Origin of the sequence: Streptomyces corchorusii, from assembly GCF_001514055.1 — a bacterium.
Lineage (GTDB): Bacteria > Actinomycetota > Actinomycetes > Streptomycetales > Streptomycetaceae > Streptomyces > Streptomyces olivaceoviridis.
The window spans coordinates 140,656-155,709 of the sequence record NZ_KQ948364.1; the positions used below are offsets into that span (position 1 = coordinate 140,656).

Annotated in this window: 15 protein-coding genes; 4 read left to right on the top strand and 11 right to left on the bottom strand. The window is 71.6% G+C overall.

What is annotated here, in order from left to right:
• The first annotated feature begins 42 nt into the window (after positions 1-42).
• The gene (locus AQJ11_RS32125) at positions 43-414 is read left to right on the top strand and encodes a hypothetical protein (protein ID WP_059265502.1); all 372 of its coding nucleotides are present in this window, start codon (positions 43-45) and stop codon (positions 412-414) included.
• 27 nt (positions 415-441) lie between these two features.
• Here the strand turns inward: AQJ11_RS32125 and AQJ11_RS32130 are convergent, their stop codons facing one another.
• Genes AQJ11_RS32130 through AQJ11_RS32140 form a run of 3 tightly spaced genes read right to left on the bottom strand, consistent with a single transcriptional unit; the run spans position 442 to position 3,793 of the window.
• Positions 442-2,169, bottom strand: coding sequence for an LppU/SCO3897 family protein (locus AQJ11_RS32130; protein WP_159061708.1), 1,728 nt, complete (start codon positions 2,167-2,169; stop codon positions 442-444).
• Positions 2,166-3,110: a protein phosphatase 2C domain-containing protein gene (locus tag AQJ11_RS32135; protein ID WP_059265504.1), complete on the bottom strand. Its 945-nt coding sequence runs from the start codon at positions 3,108-3,110 to the stop codon at positions 2,166-2,168. Before AQJ11_RS32135 ends, AQJ11_RS32130 begins: the two co-directional genes overlap by 4 nt.
• Positions 3,110-3,793 carry a vWA domain-containing protein gene (locus AQJ11_RS32140; protein ID WP_058079623.1) on the bottom strand — a complete coding sequence of 228 codons (684 nt, stop codon included), beginning with the start codon at positions 3,791-3,793 and terminating at the stop codon, positions 3,110-3,112. The genes AQJ11_RS32135 and AQJ11_RS32140 overlap by 1 nt, the downstream gene beginning before the upstream one ends.
• Before the next feature lie 469 nt (positions 3,794-4,262).
• Here AQJ11_RS32140 and AQJ11_RS51460 point away from each other — a divergent pair, with 469 nt between their 5' ends.
• From AQJ11_RS51460 to AQJ11_RS32155, 3 genes are all read left to right on the top strand, one after another.
• Positions 4,263-6,155, top strand: coding sequence for a DNA/RNA non-specific endonuclease (locus AQJ11_RS51460; protein ID WP_244218439.1), 1,893 nt, complete (start codon positions 4,263-4,265; stop codon positions 6,153-6,155).
• A 178-nt stretch (positions 6,156-6,333) separates the two neighbouring features.
• Positions 6,334-6,753, top strand: coding sequence for a DUF6153 family protein (locus AQJ11_RS32150; RefSeq protein ID WP_175252085.1), 420 nt, complete (start codon positions 6,334-6,336; stop codon positions 6,751-6,753).
• A 94-nt stretch (positions 6,754-6,847) separates the two neighbouring features.
• On the top strand, positions 6,848-7,528 hold the full coding sequence (locus tag AQJ11_RS32155; RefSeq protein ID WP_059265505.1) for a DUF305 domain-containing protein: 681 nt from the start codon (positions 6,848-6,850) through the stop codon (positions 7,526-7,528).
• 48 nt (positions 7,529-7,576) lie between these two features.
• Here the strand turns inward: AQJ11_RS32155 and rocD are convergent, their stop codons facing one another.
• The 8 genes from rocD to AQJ11_RS32190 all read right to left on the bottom strand — a co-directional run bounded on the left by rocD (position 7,577) and on the right by AQJ11_RS32190 (position 14,963).
• Positions 7,577-8,794 (bottom strand): ornithine--oxo-acid transaminase, encoded by a 1,218-nt coding sequence (rocD, locus tag AQJ11_RS32160; protein ID WP_059265506.1) that lies wholly within the window; start codon positions 8,792-8,794, stop codon positions 7,577-7,579.
• The gene (gene ddaH, locus AQJ11_RS32165; protein WP_014671271.1) at positions 8,794-9,603 is read right to left on the bottom strand and encodes a dimethylargininase; all 810 of its coding nucleotides are present in this window, start codon (positions 9,601-9,603) and stop codon (positions 8,794-8,796) included. Before ddaH ends, rocD begins: the two co-directional genes overlap by 1 nt.
• Positions 9,604-9,756: 153 nt before the next feature.
• Positions 9,757-10,242, bottom strand: coding sequence for an Lrp/AsnC family transcriptional regulator (locus tag AQJ11_RS32170; RefSeq protein WP_014671270.1), 486 nt, complete (start codon positions 10,240-10,242; stop codon positions 9,757-9,759).
• Positions 10,243-10,279: 37 nt separating this feature from the next.
• On the bottom strand, positions 10,280-10,447 hold the full coding sequence (locus AQJ11_RS48510) for a hypothetical protein (protein WP_014671269.1): 168 nt from the start codon (positions 10,445-10,447) through the stop codon (positions 10,280-10,282).
• A gap of 242 nt (positions 10,448-10,689) precedes the next feature.
• Entirely contained in the window at positions 10,690-11,640 is a 951-nt protein-coding gene (locus tag AQJ11_RS32175) for a cytochrome c oxidase assembly protein (RefSeq protein WP_058079619.1), read from the bottom strand.
• Positions 11,641-11,740: 100 nt separating this feature from the next.
• Positions 11,741-12,766, bottom strand: a complete 1,026-nt coding sequence (locus AQJ11_RS32180; RefSeq protein ID WP_059265507.1) for a 6-phosphofructokinase — start codon at positions 12,764-12,766, stop codon at positions 11,741-11,743.
• Positions 12,767-12,966: 200 nt separating this feature from the next.
• Entirely contained in the window at positions 12,967-13,695 is a 729-nt protein-coding gene (locus tag AQJ11_RS32185; protein ID WP_014671266.1) for a type 1 glutamine amidotransferase, read from the bottom strand.
• A 29-nt stretch (positions 13,696-13,724) separates the two neighbouring features.
• A complete protein-coding gene (locus AQJ11_RS32190; RefSeq protein WP_014671265.1) occupies positions 13,725-14,963 on the bottom strand; it encodes a MurT ligase domain-containing protein in 1,239 nt (412 codons plus the stop codon).
• Positions 14,964-15,054: the final 91 nt, after the last annotated feature.

Sequence of the window (15,054 nt, forward strand, 5' to 3'; positions counted from 1 at the left end):
CAGGTACGGGCGCCTCGGGCAGGAAGATACGGAGGGACGGAAATGAACAGCAACTATGGGATCACCGCGACCGGCGGTTCACATGTCGTCGGGAACGCCGTCGCCAGCGGCTCGAACGCGAAGGCCGACGTCCGGGACAGCGGCCCCGCGCAGTTTGGTGAGGACCGGCGGCTCACGCCCCGGGAGATCGGCGACCTGCTGGCCCAGCTGATCGACGAACTGCGCCGGTCCGAGCATCCCGGCTCCGCCGACCTGATCGAGGCCGCGCAGGAGGCGCGGGAGGAACTCGGCTCGGAGGAACCGCGCCTGGGCATGCTGAGGATGTTCTCGCGAGCACTCGTGGACGCGGTGCCGGGGGTCACGGCGCTGACCTCCCTGGCCGCGACGATCCAGGAGGCCATCCAGAGGCTGTAGCCGGGTCTCGCGGGTGATCCCGGAGGGCTACATGTCGCGAAGGCCGTGCTTCTTCCAGATGGCTCTCCCGCACAGCACGATTCCGTTCCCGGGTTTCCAGAGGCGGTCGCTCCCGCAGGCGTCGTCGGGGGCGCCGCCGGGGTACACGCGCGTGAGCCGGACGGTGTACTGGTACTTGTCGGGGATGCCGGCGTCGCACCGGGTGGTGGCGTTGAAGTACATCGAGAGCATCTCGCCGTCGGCCTCCGCGAACATGCACTGGCCGATCACGTAGTTGCGGTCCAGACAGAGATTGGTGTCGGAGTAGTCGCTGTTGCTGTGGTACCACGTCATGTCGTCGGAGGTGCAGCTTCCGTCCTCGATCGACACGACACGGAAATACGCGTCGGTGGCGGAGCAACTGGTCGTCGTCGGCGTCGAGGAGGACCAGGACCCGTCCTGGTAGGAGTCGCTCAGGCAGTCGCCGGTGGAGACGTCGCCGAACGCCTGGTCCTCCGCGCTGGGCGGAGTGGTGCTCGGGTCGGCTGCCGCTCCGCCGCTGTCGCTGCTGTCTCCGTCGCCGTAGGAGCCGTCGCCCGGGTCCTGCGACGTCCCGCTGGTGTCGTCCCAGGAGACAGTGGGCTGGGCGACACTGGTCGGCCCGGGGTCGGGACCGTCGCCCGAGTGCGTGGCCACGAACGCGACAATGATCACGATCACGGCGACAACGGCGGCGAGTCCCAGCAGAACGGACCCGTTGGCGCTGGTGTGCGGTCCCCCTGGAACACCCGTGGGGCGCCCCGTCGGGGCCCCGCCGCCGGAGCCGCCGGACGAGGACGCGTTGGACCTGGAGGCCCTGCCTCGGGCAGCGGCAGGGGCCCTGGCCGGGATGGTCGACGCGGTGGGGGCCGCCGCGCCGAGTTGCTCGGCCCATATGGCCGGCGTCGGCCTGCGGGCCGCGTCGGGGCTGAGGCTCATCCGGGCGAGGCCGCCGAGTTCTGGGCTGAGCGCTGCCAGGGCGGCGGGGTCGGTGGTGGTCTGATCGCGGGCGAAGAGCCGGACGGCGAGCAGCGCGAGCTTGTAGACGTCACTGGAGCGTGTGGCCTTCTCCTCGCCCGCGAGGACCTGCCAGTCGGGCGTCTCGGCCTGGGGCAGTACGGTGGCGCCCCGCACGCGCATGGCGTCACAGTCGATGAGGAAGCACCGAGGCTCGGGGTCCGTGGTGAAGAGCAGGTTCTTGGGGGAGAGGTCGCCGACCGTGATGCCGATGCGGTGCAGGCGCGTGAGGGTGGCCGCCAGGTCGGCCAGGATTTCGAGCCGGTCGCGTTCGCTGATGGTCAGGCCGATCCCCGCGACGTACGCGTCGTCGTTGAGCAGGTACTCCAGGTTCGCCAGGCGCTTGGTTGCCGTGGACGTGCCGGCCAGGCTCCGGAAGGCGAAGCGGAACTGCTCGGGCACGGCACGCATGAGGAACCCGCAGGCCCGGCCCTGGTTCTCGACCACGGCCGCGGGCCAGGCCGTCTTGTCGCACAGCCACCGGCCCTCATCGGCGCTCAACTCGCCGAGCAGGCCCACCTGGGAGGCCAGTGCCGCCGCGTCGAGGTCGGGCAGCACGGCGGCGGCGTATTCCTTGTAGGCCACGTCCCAGCCGCCGTCGTCGGCCTCGTTGATCTTCCTGTTGGTCACCTGATGGACGGTGCCCTGACCGCCCTGCCCCAACTGGCGCCCCAGGGCGAGCGTGCCGCGTTCGACCACCGGTAACGGCCTGGGGGTCATCGTGGCGCCGCCGTGTCGCGGGGCCAGACGGCCAGCAGGGTGCGGTCGTCGTCGAAGGTCTCCCGGGAGAAGTCCAGCAGGTGTGCCAGCCACAGCGGGAGCGGAGGGGCGGCGAGATGGCGGGCGAACAGAGCACCGACCTGGCCGTCGCCGTCGCCGAGCGGATCCTCGAACCCGTCGGTGCCGATGAGCAGCACCTGACCGGGGTCCAGACGGGCGGTGGTGACTTCCAGCGGGTCGGGGACATGGGGGAGCGGCGTCACCTCGTTCGACACCACCAGCGCATGGGAGCCGCTCTTCGAGCCGAACAGCGGCTGGTACCGCGAGCCGGGTGGGTCGAGGACCCAGGCACCCGAGTCCCCGATGCGGCAGACCTCGGTCACGGCACCCGATGGACGGGCGCGCACCACGCCGGCGACGAGCGTCGTCGCGTACAGGGACGCCACCTCGCTCGGCTCGGGCTCCTTGCCGTTCAGACGCCACTGGGCGAGCTCTCGCAGTCGCTCGGCGGCATGACGGGCCACCTCCTCGAAGCGCAAGCCGTCCGGATCCTGCGAGAGCTGGTGGAGCAGCATCTCGATGGAGGCCCGGCATGCCTCGACGGCGCCGAGTTCGGAGTTCGCTGCGCTGGAGACGCCATCGGCCACAGCGAAGACGACATGACCCGTGGGCTCGTGCACCGCGGCACGTGCGGCGTCCTGACGCGGCTGGCGGTAGTACCGGTGTTTGGCGCCGCGCACCGAGGCGAAGCGCAGCGACAGTGCGTCGGTCGACCAGCCGTCACATTCCGTGTCGGGGAAGTCGAAGCCGTACTGGCCGGGCGGCCGTGCCTCGAACTCGGGGCCGGGTGTCCCCACCGTGACCCGTTGCCAGGGCACGGGCCCCGGCGCGACGGCGGGAGCGGCCTGTGCCGGGGCGGGATCGCCGCCGCCCGGGAACATCACTCGCCTACCTCGTCGATCGCCATGGTGAACTGATCCGGCCGGTTCACCACCAGCTGCGGGCTGCCCGAGTTCAGCGCCTGTCCCGAGGCGACCAGGCTCGCGGTGAGCGCGTGGAAGAACTCGGCGATGGCGCGGCCGATGTCGGTCCCCGGCTTGGCGACGAAGGCGAACTCCTCGCGCGTCGCGACCTCGACCATCGTCTGGGCCTGGGCATCGCCGATCCCGCAGGCCACGATGTTCGGGGCGGCCGGCGTAACGGCCCTGTCCGTCAGCCTGGCATGGGGCCGGCGCCAGGCTCCACCGTCGGTGGGCTGCCCGTCGCTGAGGAAGAACACCACCGGACGGTGGACCTTGTACCCCTCACCGCGCAGCCACTGGACGTCGGACGGAATCCGGTCCAGCAGGTCGTCGAACACCGCCTCGTAATTGGTCAGGCCCCGGATGCTGACCCGGGGCAGGCTGGTCTCGGTGCGCATGTCGGCCACCGCGAGGCGCACCTGCACGTCATCGGAGAACCCGAGCACGGCCAGCCGGAGCTTGGCCGCGATCATCGGCTCGGCTCGAAGGCCCTCGCACAACGACACGAGGCCGTTCGACAAGTCCTGTCGGTACGGTCCCATCGACTGCGACTCGTCTGCCAGTACATAGGCCGGCAGCAGTACGCCCTTGGTCTCCGCCATTGGCTCGGTCTCCCCGTTGTCTGGTGTGGCGTGCGGTGTCGAAAGAGTGCAGGGCCGAATGAACTCCTATGAGTACCACGTGAGTTGAAGTATGTTCCGGCAATGGGTGTATAGGCTAGCGAAACGGGGTGGAGCTTCGGTGGGGAACAACTCCGGGCACTCCGGGAACAACGCATCCGACCAGCCGAAGCTGCCCACCTGGCAGCAGACCCCCCGCGCCGTGCCACCGCCCCAGGGGCAGCCCATGCCGCTGCCGCCCACCCGGTCCGGAGCAGGCGGAGCCGCCGCCCAGGGCGGATCGACCTGGACCGCCGCGGGTGCCAAGCCTCCTCCGGGCACGGGCGGATCGTCTTCCGCCGGGACGAGGGGATCGACCTGGGCGGGCCCGGCGGCGCCGCGGTCCGCACCACCGCTGCCACCGGGGCCCGGACCGGCTCCGGGACCGAACCCAGGACCACCGCTCCCGCAGGTGCACGGGACCGGCACCCCCGCGGCCACCGTGTTCCCGCACCGCACCGGCCGCTGGGTCGTGCTCCTGGCCTTCGGCGTGGTCGCCGCCGTCGTCGCCGCACTGCTGACCTGGCGCGGCTCCGGGACACCGCCCACCGACGACCGCCGGGCGCCGTTCGCCGCCGCCCTGGTGAACCTGGCTCTCCAGCAGGGCGTGCGGTACCGCACGGCGACGGACGGGGCCGGCTGGACGGAGGCACGGGTCACCACCACCGGCGAGGCGCTCGGCGAGGCACCGTACGCCGGGACCCGTGTCCAGACGCTGACCGTGGGCGGAACCACCTACGTCAAGATGCCCGACCCGCTGCCCGCCGGACCCGGTGGTTCTCAGGGCCGGTCGGATCTCGCCGGCAAGTGGGTGGCCGGGGCGACGAAGGCCGATGCCGCGAGCGGTGCGGCACCCAGCGCGGGGATGAGCCCCGCGGCGCTGGCGAACGCACTGCTCAAAGCGGTCAACAGCGCGAGCACGACCGTGCCGGACTCCGAGGCCACGCCCGTGGATGTGGCCGGAGTGCCCGCGCTGAGGGCCGGCACCGCCCAGGGCGATCTCTACGTGTCGAAGGCGCGCCCCCATCGCTTCCTGCGCTTCGTACCGCGTTCCTCCGCGCGGAGCGGGCAGGGCGGCACGCGGGCCACCGCGCAACAGGCCGCCGCGCGCGAGCCGGCCGCCGCGAGCCGCCTCGCCGCCTGGGCGAGCGCACCGTCACCCGGGGCCTTCACGGTGTCCGCGTTGTCCGCACCGGAGAGCAGAGCCCTGATGGGTGAGATCCGAGCCCGTGCCGCGCAGTTGTCCGGCGCACTGGATGCCGGCGTCACGGCACGTGTGGAGGAGAAGCCGGAGGTGAGCTGCTCCGCCACCGGATGCGAGGTGGGGAGCCACATCACCGGCGTCGTCCCCAGCCGTGAGGCCCGGAGGCGGATCACGAGCGGACGGGTGACCGTCGAACTGACGGCGACAGTGACGATCGAGGGCCGGACGGCCGGCACCTGCACCGCCACCGAGGAACTGCCGCTCGACAGCCCCGGCGACATCACCTGTAATGCCGCGGACGCCGGCCCGGTCTTCGCCGAGTGGGAGGCCGAGAAGAAGCGGGAAGCGGAAGCCGAGTCCCGGGCCCAGGGCGGCACGCCGGTTCCCTTCGACATCCATTACACGGCCGACACCTACGTCCGTGTCCTGGCGCAGGTGGACGTGGCGGCCGTGCAGCAGACCCTGGAACAGGAGGAGGAGCTGGCCCGGGACGCACCGGCCCCGGCTGACGTGGTCGAACGCGCGGCGCCGGCCCGGGACGACGACGAGGCCGGGGACTGCACCCGCACCCGCCCGGACGAGGCGGTCGACAACGGCGCCGGCTGGATACTGAACACCCTCGGCACCAACCACCGCAGCGAGACCGGTCAGGCCTGCCTGAAGAACCCGCCCAACAACAGCAGCGGAGAAACGAAGGCCGACCCGGTCGGCTATCGGGAGGCCCGGGCGAAGGTGCGCGGCCTCGGCCGCGAGCCCGAGGAGGACCTGGCGCGCTGCCACATCATCGCGGCACGCTTCGGAGGCTCCAACAAACTGGCGGCCAATCTGAGCCCGTGCGGCCAGCTCGTCACGAACAACGGCCCGCTCGGCATGTCGGCGTTCGAGAACGAGGTGGCCAAGGCACTCGCGCTCCAGCCGTCCGGCAGCGTCCGCTACCTGGTCGAGCCGTTCTTCGCATCGGCCCGGAGCCGCATCCCCAAGGGGTTCGTGATGATCGCCATCGGTTACACCCCGGCCGGGCTCCCGAACGACGTCATCTCGCGGTCGGTCCTGAACGTAGTGGAGTCGGCCGACGGCGACCTGACGAACCTGGGCGACTGAGGCCGAGGCGCCCGTCGTCCGCTGTGCACCCGCCGGTCGGAGGGCACCGGGAGGACCACGGTCACGGTGCCCCGCACGCCGGAGCGACCGCCTTCCCGGCCAGGCCGCCTCGGTGGACCGGCCGCGGCCGGCGTGCCCCCGCACGCCGGCCGTACCCGGCCCTCGTACGATGTTCGCGATGACCGGCACCCGAGCACGCGCCCCGCGACCGCCCCAGCGGCGGCACCGCGGGCTGCTCGTGCTCGCCCTGCTGGCCGGACTGCTCGGGATGCACGCGCTGGCGCCCGGCGGGGGCATGGCTCACGCCGGACACGCCGGACACTCCGGGCCCGCCCGGGCCGCGCACGGCGCGGTCGCCGTCAGCGCGCCGGACGACTGCCCGGACACCGCCGGTCACTGCGGCGGCCACCGGCTGCACCACGCCGACCCGAGCTGTGCCTCGGGCGCGCTGGACGGCGGCCCCCAGCTTCCCGTGCCGGCCCCCGACCCGGTGGCCGTCGTCGCACCGGCCGCCTGCCCGCGCCCCGGTCCGGCCACCGCGCCGGACGGCGCCCGTGCCCCGCCCGACCTGGCGGAACTCCAACTCCTGCGGATCTAGAGCCGCCTCCGGCCGCCCGCCCTGCCACGGCGCAGGTGCCGCGGTCGTGTTCACGCGTGCCCGAAATCCCTTCAGAACAGCAGGAGTTCCCCGTATGACCATCCGTACCCTGACGCGCCGTGCCGCCCTCGCCGCGGTCGCCGTGACCGGAGCCCTCGTCCTGGCCGCCTGCGGCGGCGACAACGACAGCGCCGGCGGCGGCCACACCGGACACGGCTCCTCCGCCGCCGCGGGCGCGTCGGCCACTCCGAGCGCGCCGGCCACTCCGAGCGCGTCGGCCACTCCGAGCGCGTCGGCCACCGCGCACAACGCCCAGGACGTCTCCTTCGCGCAGGGCATGATCCCGCACCACCAGCAGGCCCTGGAGATGGCGAAGCTCGCCGACGGCCGGGCCTCCTCCGCGCGGGTGAAGGACCTCGCCTCGCGCATCGAGAAGGCGCAGGACCCGGAGATCCGCACCATGACCGGCTGGCTGACCTCCTGGGGCGAGCAGGTCCCCATGGCCGGCATGGACCACTCCGCCCACTCGGGGATGTCCGGGATGTCCGGGATGATGAGTGAGGCCGACATGACGGCCCTGGAGAAGGCCACCGGCAAGGACTTCGACACCAAGTTCCTGTCGATGATGGTCGGCCACCACGAGGGCGCCGTCGAGATGGCCACCACCGAGAACGAGAAGGGCCAGTACGGCCCCGCCAAGACCATGGCGGACGCCATCGTCACCGCGCAGAACGCCGAGATCAAGGAGATGAAGCGGCTCCTCGGCACGGACTGACGGCGCGGCGGGCGGGGACCGGTGCCGTCACCGGCCCCCGCCCGTGCCTCAGGCCAGCACCTTCTCCAGGGCGGCCAGCGCCGACCGCAGCTCCTCCGCCGTGATCGTCAGCGGCGGCGCGAGCCGGATCGTGGACCCGTGGGTGTCCTTGACCAGGATCCCCTCGCGCATCAGGCGCTCGCTGATCTCGCGGCCGGTGCCGAGGGCGGGGTCGACGTCCACGCCGGCCCACAGCCCACGCGCCCGGAAACCGGTCACGCCCTTGCCGGTCAGCTCGGTCAGCCCGTCCCGCAGCACCACGCCCAGCTCGGCCGCCCGGCGCTGGAACTCACCGGTCTGAAGCAACTCGACCACGGCCGTGCCGACCGCCGCGGCGAGCGGATTGCCGCCGAACGTCGAACCGTGCTCACCGGGGTGCAGCACCCCCAGCACCTCGCGCCGGCCCACCACCGCCGACACCGGCACGATGCCGCCGCCGAGCGCCTTGCCGAGCAGCAACAGGTCCGGGACGACGTCCTCGTGCTCGACGGCGAGGGTACGGCCCGTCCGGCCGAGGCCCGACTGGATCTCGTCCGCGACGAACAGGCAGCCCCTGCGGCGGGTCAGCTCCCGCACCCCGGCGAGGTAGCCGTCGTCCGGGATGATCACCCCGGCCTCGCCCTGGATCGGCTCGATCAGCACCGCCGCCGTGGTGTCGTCGACCGCCGCCTCCAGCGCGGCCAGGTCGTTGTACGGCACGATCCGGAAGCCGGGCGTGAACGGGCCGAAGCCGGACCGGGCCGTCTCGTCCGTGGAGAAGCCGACGATGGTCGTCGTACGGCCGTGGAAGTTCTCCGCCGCGACCACGATCGTCGCCTGTCCGGCCGGGACGCCCTTCACGTCGTACGCCCACTTGCGGGCCACCTTGATGCCGCTCTCCACCGCCTCCGCGCCGGTGTTCATCGGCAGCACCATGTCCAGGCCGGTCAGCTCCGCGAGCCGCTCGGCGAAGGAGGCCAGCCGGTCGTTGTGGAACGCGCGGGAGGTGAGGGTGAGCCGGTCGAGCTGGCGGTGTGCGGCCTCGACGAGCGCCGGGTGCCGGTGGCCGAAGTTGAGGGCCGAGTAGCCGGCCAGCATGTCGAGGTAGCGGTTGCCCTCGACGTCCTCCACCCAGGTGCCCTCGGCACGGGCCACCACCACGGGCAGCGGGTGGTAGTTGTGCGCGAGAACCGGCTCCTCCGCGCGGATCAGGTCGTCGGACGTACGGGTGCGCGCGGGTGCGGTCATCAGCGGATCTCCTGGGTGCAGCACTTGATGCCGCCGCCGGCCTTGTGGAACTCGGACAGGTCGACGGGGACGGGGACATAGCCGTGGCCGGCCAGGCGTTCGGCGAGCGCTTCCGCCTGGGGTGCGATGAAGACGTTCCGGCCGTCGGAGACGGAGTTCAGGCCGAACGCCATCGCGTCCTCGCGGGTGGCGAGCACCGCGTTCGGGTACAGGCGCTTGAGGACCTCCCGGCTGCCCGGCGAGAAGGCCTCCGGGTAGTAGCAGATGTTGTCGTCGTCGAGGACGAACAGCGCCGTGTCCAGGTGGTAGAAGTACGGGTCGACCAGGGTCAGGCCGATCACCGGGTGGCCGAGGAACTCCTGCGCCTCCCGGTGCGCCTCGCGCGTCGTGCGGAACCCGGTGCCGGCGAGCACGTACCGGCCCGTCCACACCAGGTCGCCCTCGCCCTCGGTCACCGACTCGGGCCGGTGGACGTCGTAGCCGGCGGCCTTGAACCAGGTGTCGTAGTGCACCGACTCGGGGCGCCGCTGCGGGGCGTGGAACAGGGAGCCGAAGACCCGGCCGCCGACGACGAACGCCGCGTTGGCGGCGAACACCATGTCCGGCAGGCCGGGGACCGGCTCGACGGAGTCCACGGTGTGGCCGTGGGTCCGGTAGGCGCGGATCAGCTGCTGCCACTGCTCCCGGGCCAGGTCCACGTCGACGGGCTTGTCGGGATGCATCCAGGGATTGATCGCGTACTGGACGGCGAAGTGTCTGGGTTCACAGACCAGAAACCGCCGGGGACGCGGCACACGACTGTCGGTCACAGAGGGTTCCCTCCGCTTTCCTGTGCGTCACTGAGGGGTGACACCACGGTAGGAAGGGAGGAAGACGGGCGACAAGCGAGAAAAGCTGCGCGGACAGGCAGGATCGCTGCGTTGTCGCCGGGCCTCACGCACGACTCCTGCGCGCCGGTCCGGTCACTCCGGGGCCGCGTGGGTGGCGCCCGCCTCCGGGCTCTCCGGGAGCAGGTGGGACAGCACCATCACGCTGATCGTCTTCCGGATGAACGGCTCGGCGCGGATCCGCTCCAGCACCTCCTCGAAGTGCTCCACGTCCCGGGCGCGCACGTGCAGCAGCGCGTCGGCGCCACCGGTCACCGTCATGGCCGCCGCGATCTCCGGATGGTTGCGGACGACCTCCGCCAGCCGGCGGGGCGGGGCCGCGCCCTCGCAGTACACCTCGACGTACGCCTCCGTGCGCCAGCCCAGCGCGGACGGCTTGACCGTCGCCGTGAACCCGGTGATCACCCCGGTCTCCCGCAGCCGGTCCACCCGCCGTTTGACCGCGGTGGCGGACAGCCCGATCGCGGCTCCGATCTCGGCGAAGCTGGTCCGCGCGTTCGTCATGAGCGCGGTGACGATCCGGCGGTCCAGTTCGTCGAACGAGGGCGTCCTGCTGTTCATGCGGGCACTGTAGCCAGCCCCGCCCGTCCCGCGCGGCTCACGACTGGGTGACCACCAGGGCGAGCGTCAGCAGCCCCAGCACCACCCATCCGAACCACAGCCAGCCGTTGCTGCCGAGCGCGACCGTGTAGGCGGTCACGACGACCAGCCCGCCGACCGTGAGCGCCCCCATCGTCTTGGTGGAACCGTTCGTGGAACCGGGCATCGTGCCACCCTCCTCATGGTCCGTCCACGACCATGGTGCCCCGGTTCGGGCCCGGAGGGGATAGCCGCGACCGGCCCCGGGGCCCGGTGCGGCTGGGTGTGCTGTCCGGGGAGGCTGCCGATGATCACGCCATCGCCCTCCCCGCCGCGGAGTCCGGTCCGGCAGCGACGGCTCGGTACGCGCCCACTGGCGTCAGCCAACGGCACACCGGACCAGCGATCCGATGATCTGAAGGAAGCGGCCTAGCCCTCGCGCGCGTTCAGCGAGGCCAGGTAGGCGTTGTACGCCTCCAGCTCCTTGTCGCCGTCCCGGTCGGCGGCCCGGTCCTTGCGCTTGGCCTGCCGCTGTTCTGAGCGGTACCACTGGAACAGCAGCGCGATCAGCACCAGCACCGACGGGATCTCGCTGAACGCCCAGGCGATGCCGCCCGCCGCGCTCTGGTCGGACAGCGCGTCGATGCCCAGGGACGCGGGCGGGTGCTCGAAGGTCTCCACCATCGGCGTCGACGCCATCATCAGCGCGATACCGAAGAACGCGTGGAACGGCATGCCCGCGAACAGTTCCAGCATCCGCATCAGGTGGCCCGGCCGGTGCGGGCCCGGGTCGACACCGATGATCGGCCAGAAGAACACGACACCGACCGCGAGGAAGTGCACCATCATCGCGACGTGCCCGGTCTTCGAGCCCATCAGGAAGTCGAACAGCGGGGTGAAGTAGAGGGCGTACAGGCTCGCGATGAACAGCGGGATGGTGAACGCCGGGTGGGTGATGATCCGCATGTACCGGCTGTGCAGCAGCATCAGCAGCAGCTCACGCGGACCCTTGCGGCCCTTGCCGGCGGTCGGCAGCGCGCGCAGCGCCAGGGTGACCGGGGCGCCGAGCAGGATCAGGATCGGCGACAGCATGCTGATCACCATGTGCTGCACCATGTGCACGCTGAACATGACCATGCCGTAGTCGTTCAGCCTGGTGCACATCACCAGCGCGATGGTGAGCACACCGACGACGTAGGAGACGGTACGGCTCACCGGCCAGGCGTCCCCGCGCCGCCGCAGCCGTACGACACCCCAGCCGTAGAGAGCCAGACCGGCGAGGCAGGCGATGAGGAAGAAGGGGTCCGCCGACCATGCGAGCCCCCGCCCCAGCGTGAACGGCGGCAGATCCATGGTCATGCCGTGCCCGCTGTGATCCATCCTGCGGCTCCTGTTTCGGGGGGTGTGCGAATTCTGTCCCGCCCAAGGGTAGAACTCGTCCCGCCATCCCCTTCGACCGGGGTCGCGCGTGGCGAGGCCCCTACAGAACGCACTCCGCCTCGTCGTACCGCTCCGCCGGTACGGTCTTCAGCGTCTCCACGGCCTCCGCCAGCGACACCATGACGATGTCGGTCCCGCGCAGCGCCGTCATCATGCCGAACTCACCCCGGTGCACGGCCTCGACCGCGTGCCAGCCGAAGCGGGTCGCCAGCACCCGGTCGTACGGCGTCGGCGTGCCGCCCCGCTGCACATGCCCGAGGATCACCGGCCGGGCCTCCTTGCCGAGCCGCTGCTCCAGCTCGACCGACAGCTGCCGCGCGATGCCCGCGAAGCGCTCGTGGCCGTAGATGTCCTTGCCGCCCTCGTCGAACTCCATGGAGCCGGGCCGCGGCTTGGCCCCCTCGGCGGCGACCACTATGGCGAACCGCTTGCCCGCCTCGAACCGCTCGCCGACCTTCCTCGTCAACTCGTCGATGTCGAAGGGCCGCTCGGGCACGACCACGGCGTGGGCGCCGGCCGCCATGCCGGAGTGCAGCGCGATCCAGCCGGTGTGCCGGCCCATGACCTCCACGATCAGCACGCGCTGGTGGGACTCGGCGGTGGTCTTCAGCCGGTCCAGGGCCTCGGTCGCCACGGTCACCGCCGTGTCGAAACCGAAGGTGACATCGGTGACGGCGATGTCGTTGTCGATGGTCTTGGGCACGCCCACGATCGGCAGCCCGCCGTCCGACAGCAGCCGGGCCGCCTTCAGCGTGCCCTCACCGCCGATCGGGATGATCGCGTCCAGGCCGAGTTCCGCGACATGGCCCTTGGCCCGCTCCACACCGTCCCGCAGATGCTCCGGGCGGACCCGGGAGGAGCCGAGGATGGTGCCGCCGCGCGCGAGGATGCCGCCCACGGCGTCCAGGTCGAGTTTCAGGTAGTCGCATTCCAGGAGGCCCTTCCAGCCGTCCCGGAAACCGATGACCTCGTCGCCGTGGTCGGCGACGGCACGGTGCACGACGGACCGGATGACGGCGTTCAGGCCGGGGCAGTCGCCGCCGGACGTGAGGACACCAATGCGCATAGCCCGAATACCTTCTCAACGTGGGCCGGGTAACCGGACCACGATGTCCGGCGGATTCCCGGTCACCCTACCGGCGTGAGGGGGTGGCTCCGTAGCGGGCGTCCGCCTGCTGGACGCGCCCGCACATGTGAGCGGACGGACCGTCAGGCGGGCCCGCCACGAGCCTGCCGGACCACGCTGAAATCCGGCTGACGAACGGGTTACGCAGGCTGCTGCGCCGCCTCGATGCGCTCGTTGCGGAGCGCCTCGTACCAGCGGTCGTCGATCGGCGGCAGCGCGTTGACGTCGAGCGCCAGCTTCAGCAGCAGGTCGGCGATCTGCGGGTTGCGGGCGAGGACCGGCCCGTGCATGTACGTACCGAAGACGGTCCCGTTGTACGCGCCCTCCGTGCCGTCCCCGGTGCCGTTGCCCTTGCCGATCTGCACCCGGGCGAGGGGGCGGGCCGTGGGGCCCAGGTGGGTGACGCCCTGGTGGTTCTCGAAGCCGGTCAGCTGGGGGAGACCGAGCTGCGGGTCGATGTCGGCCAGCACGTCACCGACGCACCGCTCGCCCTCGCCGCGCACCGAGACCACGTCGAGCAGGCCGAGGCCCGGCTCGCGCTGGCCGAGGTCGTTGATGAACTCGTGGCCGAGGATCTGGTAGCCGGCGCAGACCGAGAAGACGATCGCGCCGTTCTCCACCGCCCGGTGCAGATGCCCGTCCCGGCGCAGCCGCTCGGCCGCGAGCCGCTGCGGACGGTCCTCGCCGCCGCCGATGAGGTAGATGTCACCGGAGGTCGGGATCGGCTGGTCGCTGCGCACGTCGAGGCGGGCCACGTCCAGGCCGCGCTGCCGGGCCCGGCGCTCCACGACGAGCGCGTTGCCCTGGTCGCCGTAGGTGCTCAGCAGGTCCGGGTAGATCCACACCAGCCGCAGTTGGTTGTCGCTCATGAGGTGATCGCCCTTCGAGGATCAGAAGATCAGTTGCCGACGCGGCGGCGCAGGTCCTGGAACGCGGTGTAGTTCGCGATGACCTCGATCCGGCCCGGCGGGCACATCTGCACGGCCTGGTCGAGGTTGTCGCAGACCTGGAAGTGCTGGTTGGCGACCTCCAGGCGGACGGCGAGGTCCAGCTTCCGGTCGCCGATGACGAAGATCGGGTGGCCGGTCAGCCGGGTGTAGTCGACGTCCCACAGCCAGGAGGTGTCGGTGCCGTCGGCCCCGCGCGCGTTCACGGACAGGATCACCGGAGCGGGCGGCGGGTCGATCAGGGAGAACGTCTCCAGCCAGCCGGCCGGGTTCTTCGCCAGCAGCAGCCTGAGATCGCGGTTCTGGAACTGGACGACGTCGTACCGGCCGGCCACCGCCTGCACCTGGTACATCCGCTCCAGGGCGACCTGCGGCGGCACCCCGAAGACGGCGGCGACGGCCGCGGAGGAGGCCGCGTTCGCCTTGTTGGCACGGCCCGGCAGCTGGAGGTGGATCGGCCAGGCGGAGCCGTGCGGGTCCAGCACGTGGTCCCCGGACAGCGCCCAGGTCGGCGTCGGCCGCCGGAACCCGCACTCACCGCAGAACCAGTCGTCACCCGGGCGCTGCATCACGCCACCGCACGACGGGCAGGACCAGGCGTCGTCCTTCCACATCTGCCCGGCCGCGACCCAGATCACATTCGGGGACGACGACGCGGCCCACACCACCAGCGGGTCGTCGCAGTTGGCGACGACGACGGCCTTGGAGCCGGCCAGACCCTCCCGCCAGTTCTCGGCGAGCATCCGGGTCTCGGCGGCGCGGTCGAGCTGGTCACGGGAGAGGTTCAGCAGGGCGATGCACTTCGGGCTGGTGTCCCGGGCCACTCCGGCCAGGTACTTCTCGTCGACCTCGATGACACCGAACTTGGCGTCCGAGCCGCCCGCCAGCGCGGAGGTGATGCCGGCCGGCATGTTGGCGCCGAGCGCGTTCGACACGACCGGGCCCGCGGCACGCAGCGCCTCGGCGATGAGCCGGGTGGTCGTGGTCTTGCCGTTGGTCGCCGACACCAGGACGACGTCCAGGTTCTGGGCGAGCCGGGCGAGCAGGTCGGGGTCGAGCTTCAGTGCGACCCGGCCGCCGATCACCGATCCACTGCCGCGCCCCGCGGCCCGCGATGCCGCAGCGACCGCCTTGCCCGCGGTCACGGCCAGCTTGGCCCGCGGCGTGAGCGGGTCCGAGTTGCCTGCCATCAGTTCTCGATCCTCCTTGCGTACGCGCCGCGCCTGGGGCCATCCGGCAACGTGGTGTGAACCTCAGCCTATCGAGATCCATTCCCACACC

What these genes read in the sequence shown, in the direction of transcription:
- AQJ11_RS32125 (WP_059265502.1), top strand. Translation starts at nt 43, where the DNA reads ATGAACAGCAACTATGGGATCACCGCGACCGGCGGTTCACATGTCGTC.
- AQJ11_RS32130 (WP_159061708.1), bottom strand. Translation starts at nt 2,169, where the DNA reads ATGACCCCCAGGCCGTTACCGGTGGTCGAACGCGGCACGCTCGCCCTG.
- AQJ11_RS32135 (WP_059265504.1), bottom strand. Translation starts at nt 3,110, where the DNA reads ATGTTCCCGGGCGGCGGCGATCCCGCCCCGGCACAGGCCGCTCCCGCC.
- AQJ11_RS32140 (WP_058079623.1), bottom strand. Translation starts at nt 3,793, where the DNA reads ATGGCGGAGACCAAGGGCGTACTGCTGCCGGCCTATGTACTGGCAGAC.
- AQJ11_RS32150 (WP_175252085.1), top strand. Translation starts at nt 6,334, where the DNA reads ATGACCGGCACCCGAGCACGCGCCCCGCGACCGCCCCAGCGGCGGCAC.
- AQJ11_RS32155 (WP_059265505.1), top strand. Translation starts at nt 6,848, where the DNA reads ATGACCATCCGTACCCTGACGCGCCGTGCCGCCCTCGCCGCGGTCGCC.
- rocD (WP_059265506.1), bottom strand. Translation starts at nt 8,794, where the DNA reads ATGACCGCACCCGCGCGCACCCGTACGTCCGACGACCTGATCCGCGCG.
- AQJ11_RS32170 (WP_014671270.1), bottom strand. Translation starts at nt 10,242, where the DNA reads ATGAACAGCAGGACGCCCTCGTTCGACGAACTGGACCGCCGGATCGTC.
- AQJ11_RS48510 (WP_014671269.1), bottom strand. Translation starts at nt 10,447, where the DNA reads ATGCCCGGTTCCACGAACGGTTCCACCAAGACGATGGGGGCGCTCACG.
- AQJ11_RS32175 (WP_058079619.1), bottom strand. Translation starts at nt 11,640, where the DNA reads ATGGATCACAGCGGGCACGGCATGACCATGGATCTGCCGCCGTTCACG.
- AQJ11_RS32180 (WP_059265507.1), bottom strand. Translation starts at nt 12,766, where the DNA reads ATGCGCATTGGTGTCCTCACGTCCGGCGGCGACTGCCCCGGCCTGAAC.
- AQJ11_RS32185 (WP_014671266.1), bottom strand. Translation starts at nt 13,695, where the DNA reads ATGAGCGACAACCAACTGCGGCTGGTGTGGATCTACCCGGACCTGCTG.
- AQJ11_RS32190 (WP_014671265.1), bottom strand. Translation starts at nt 14,963, where the DNA reads ATGGCAGGCAACTCGGACCCGCTCACGCCGCGGGCCAAGCTGGCCGTG.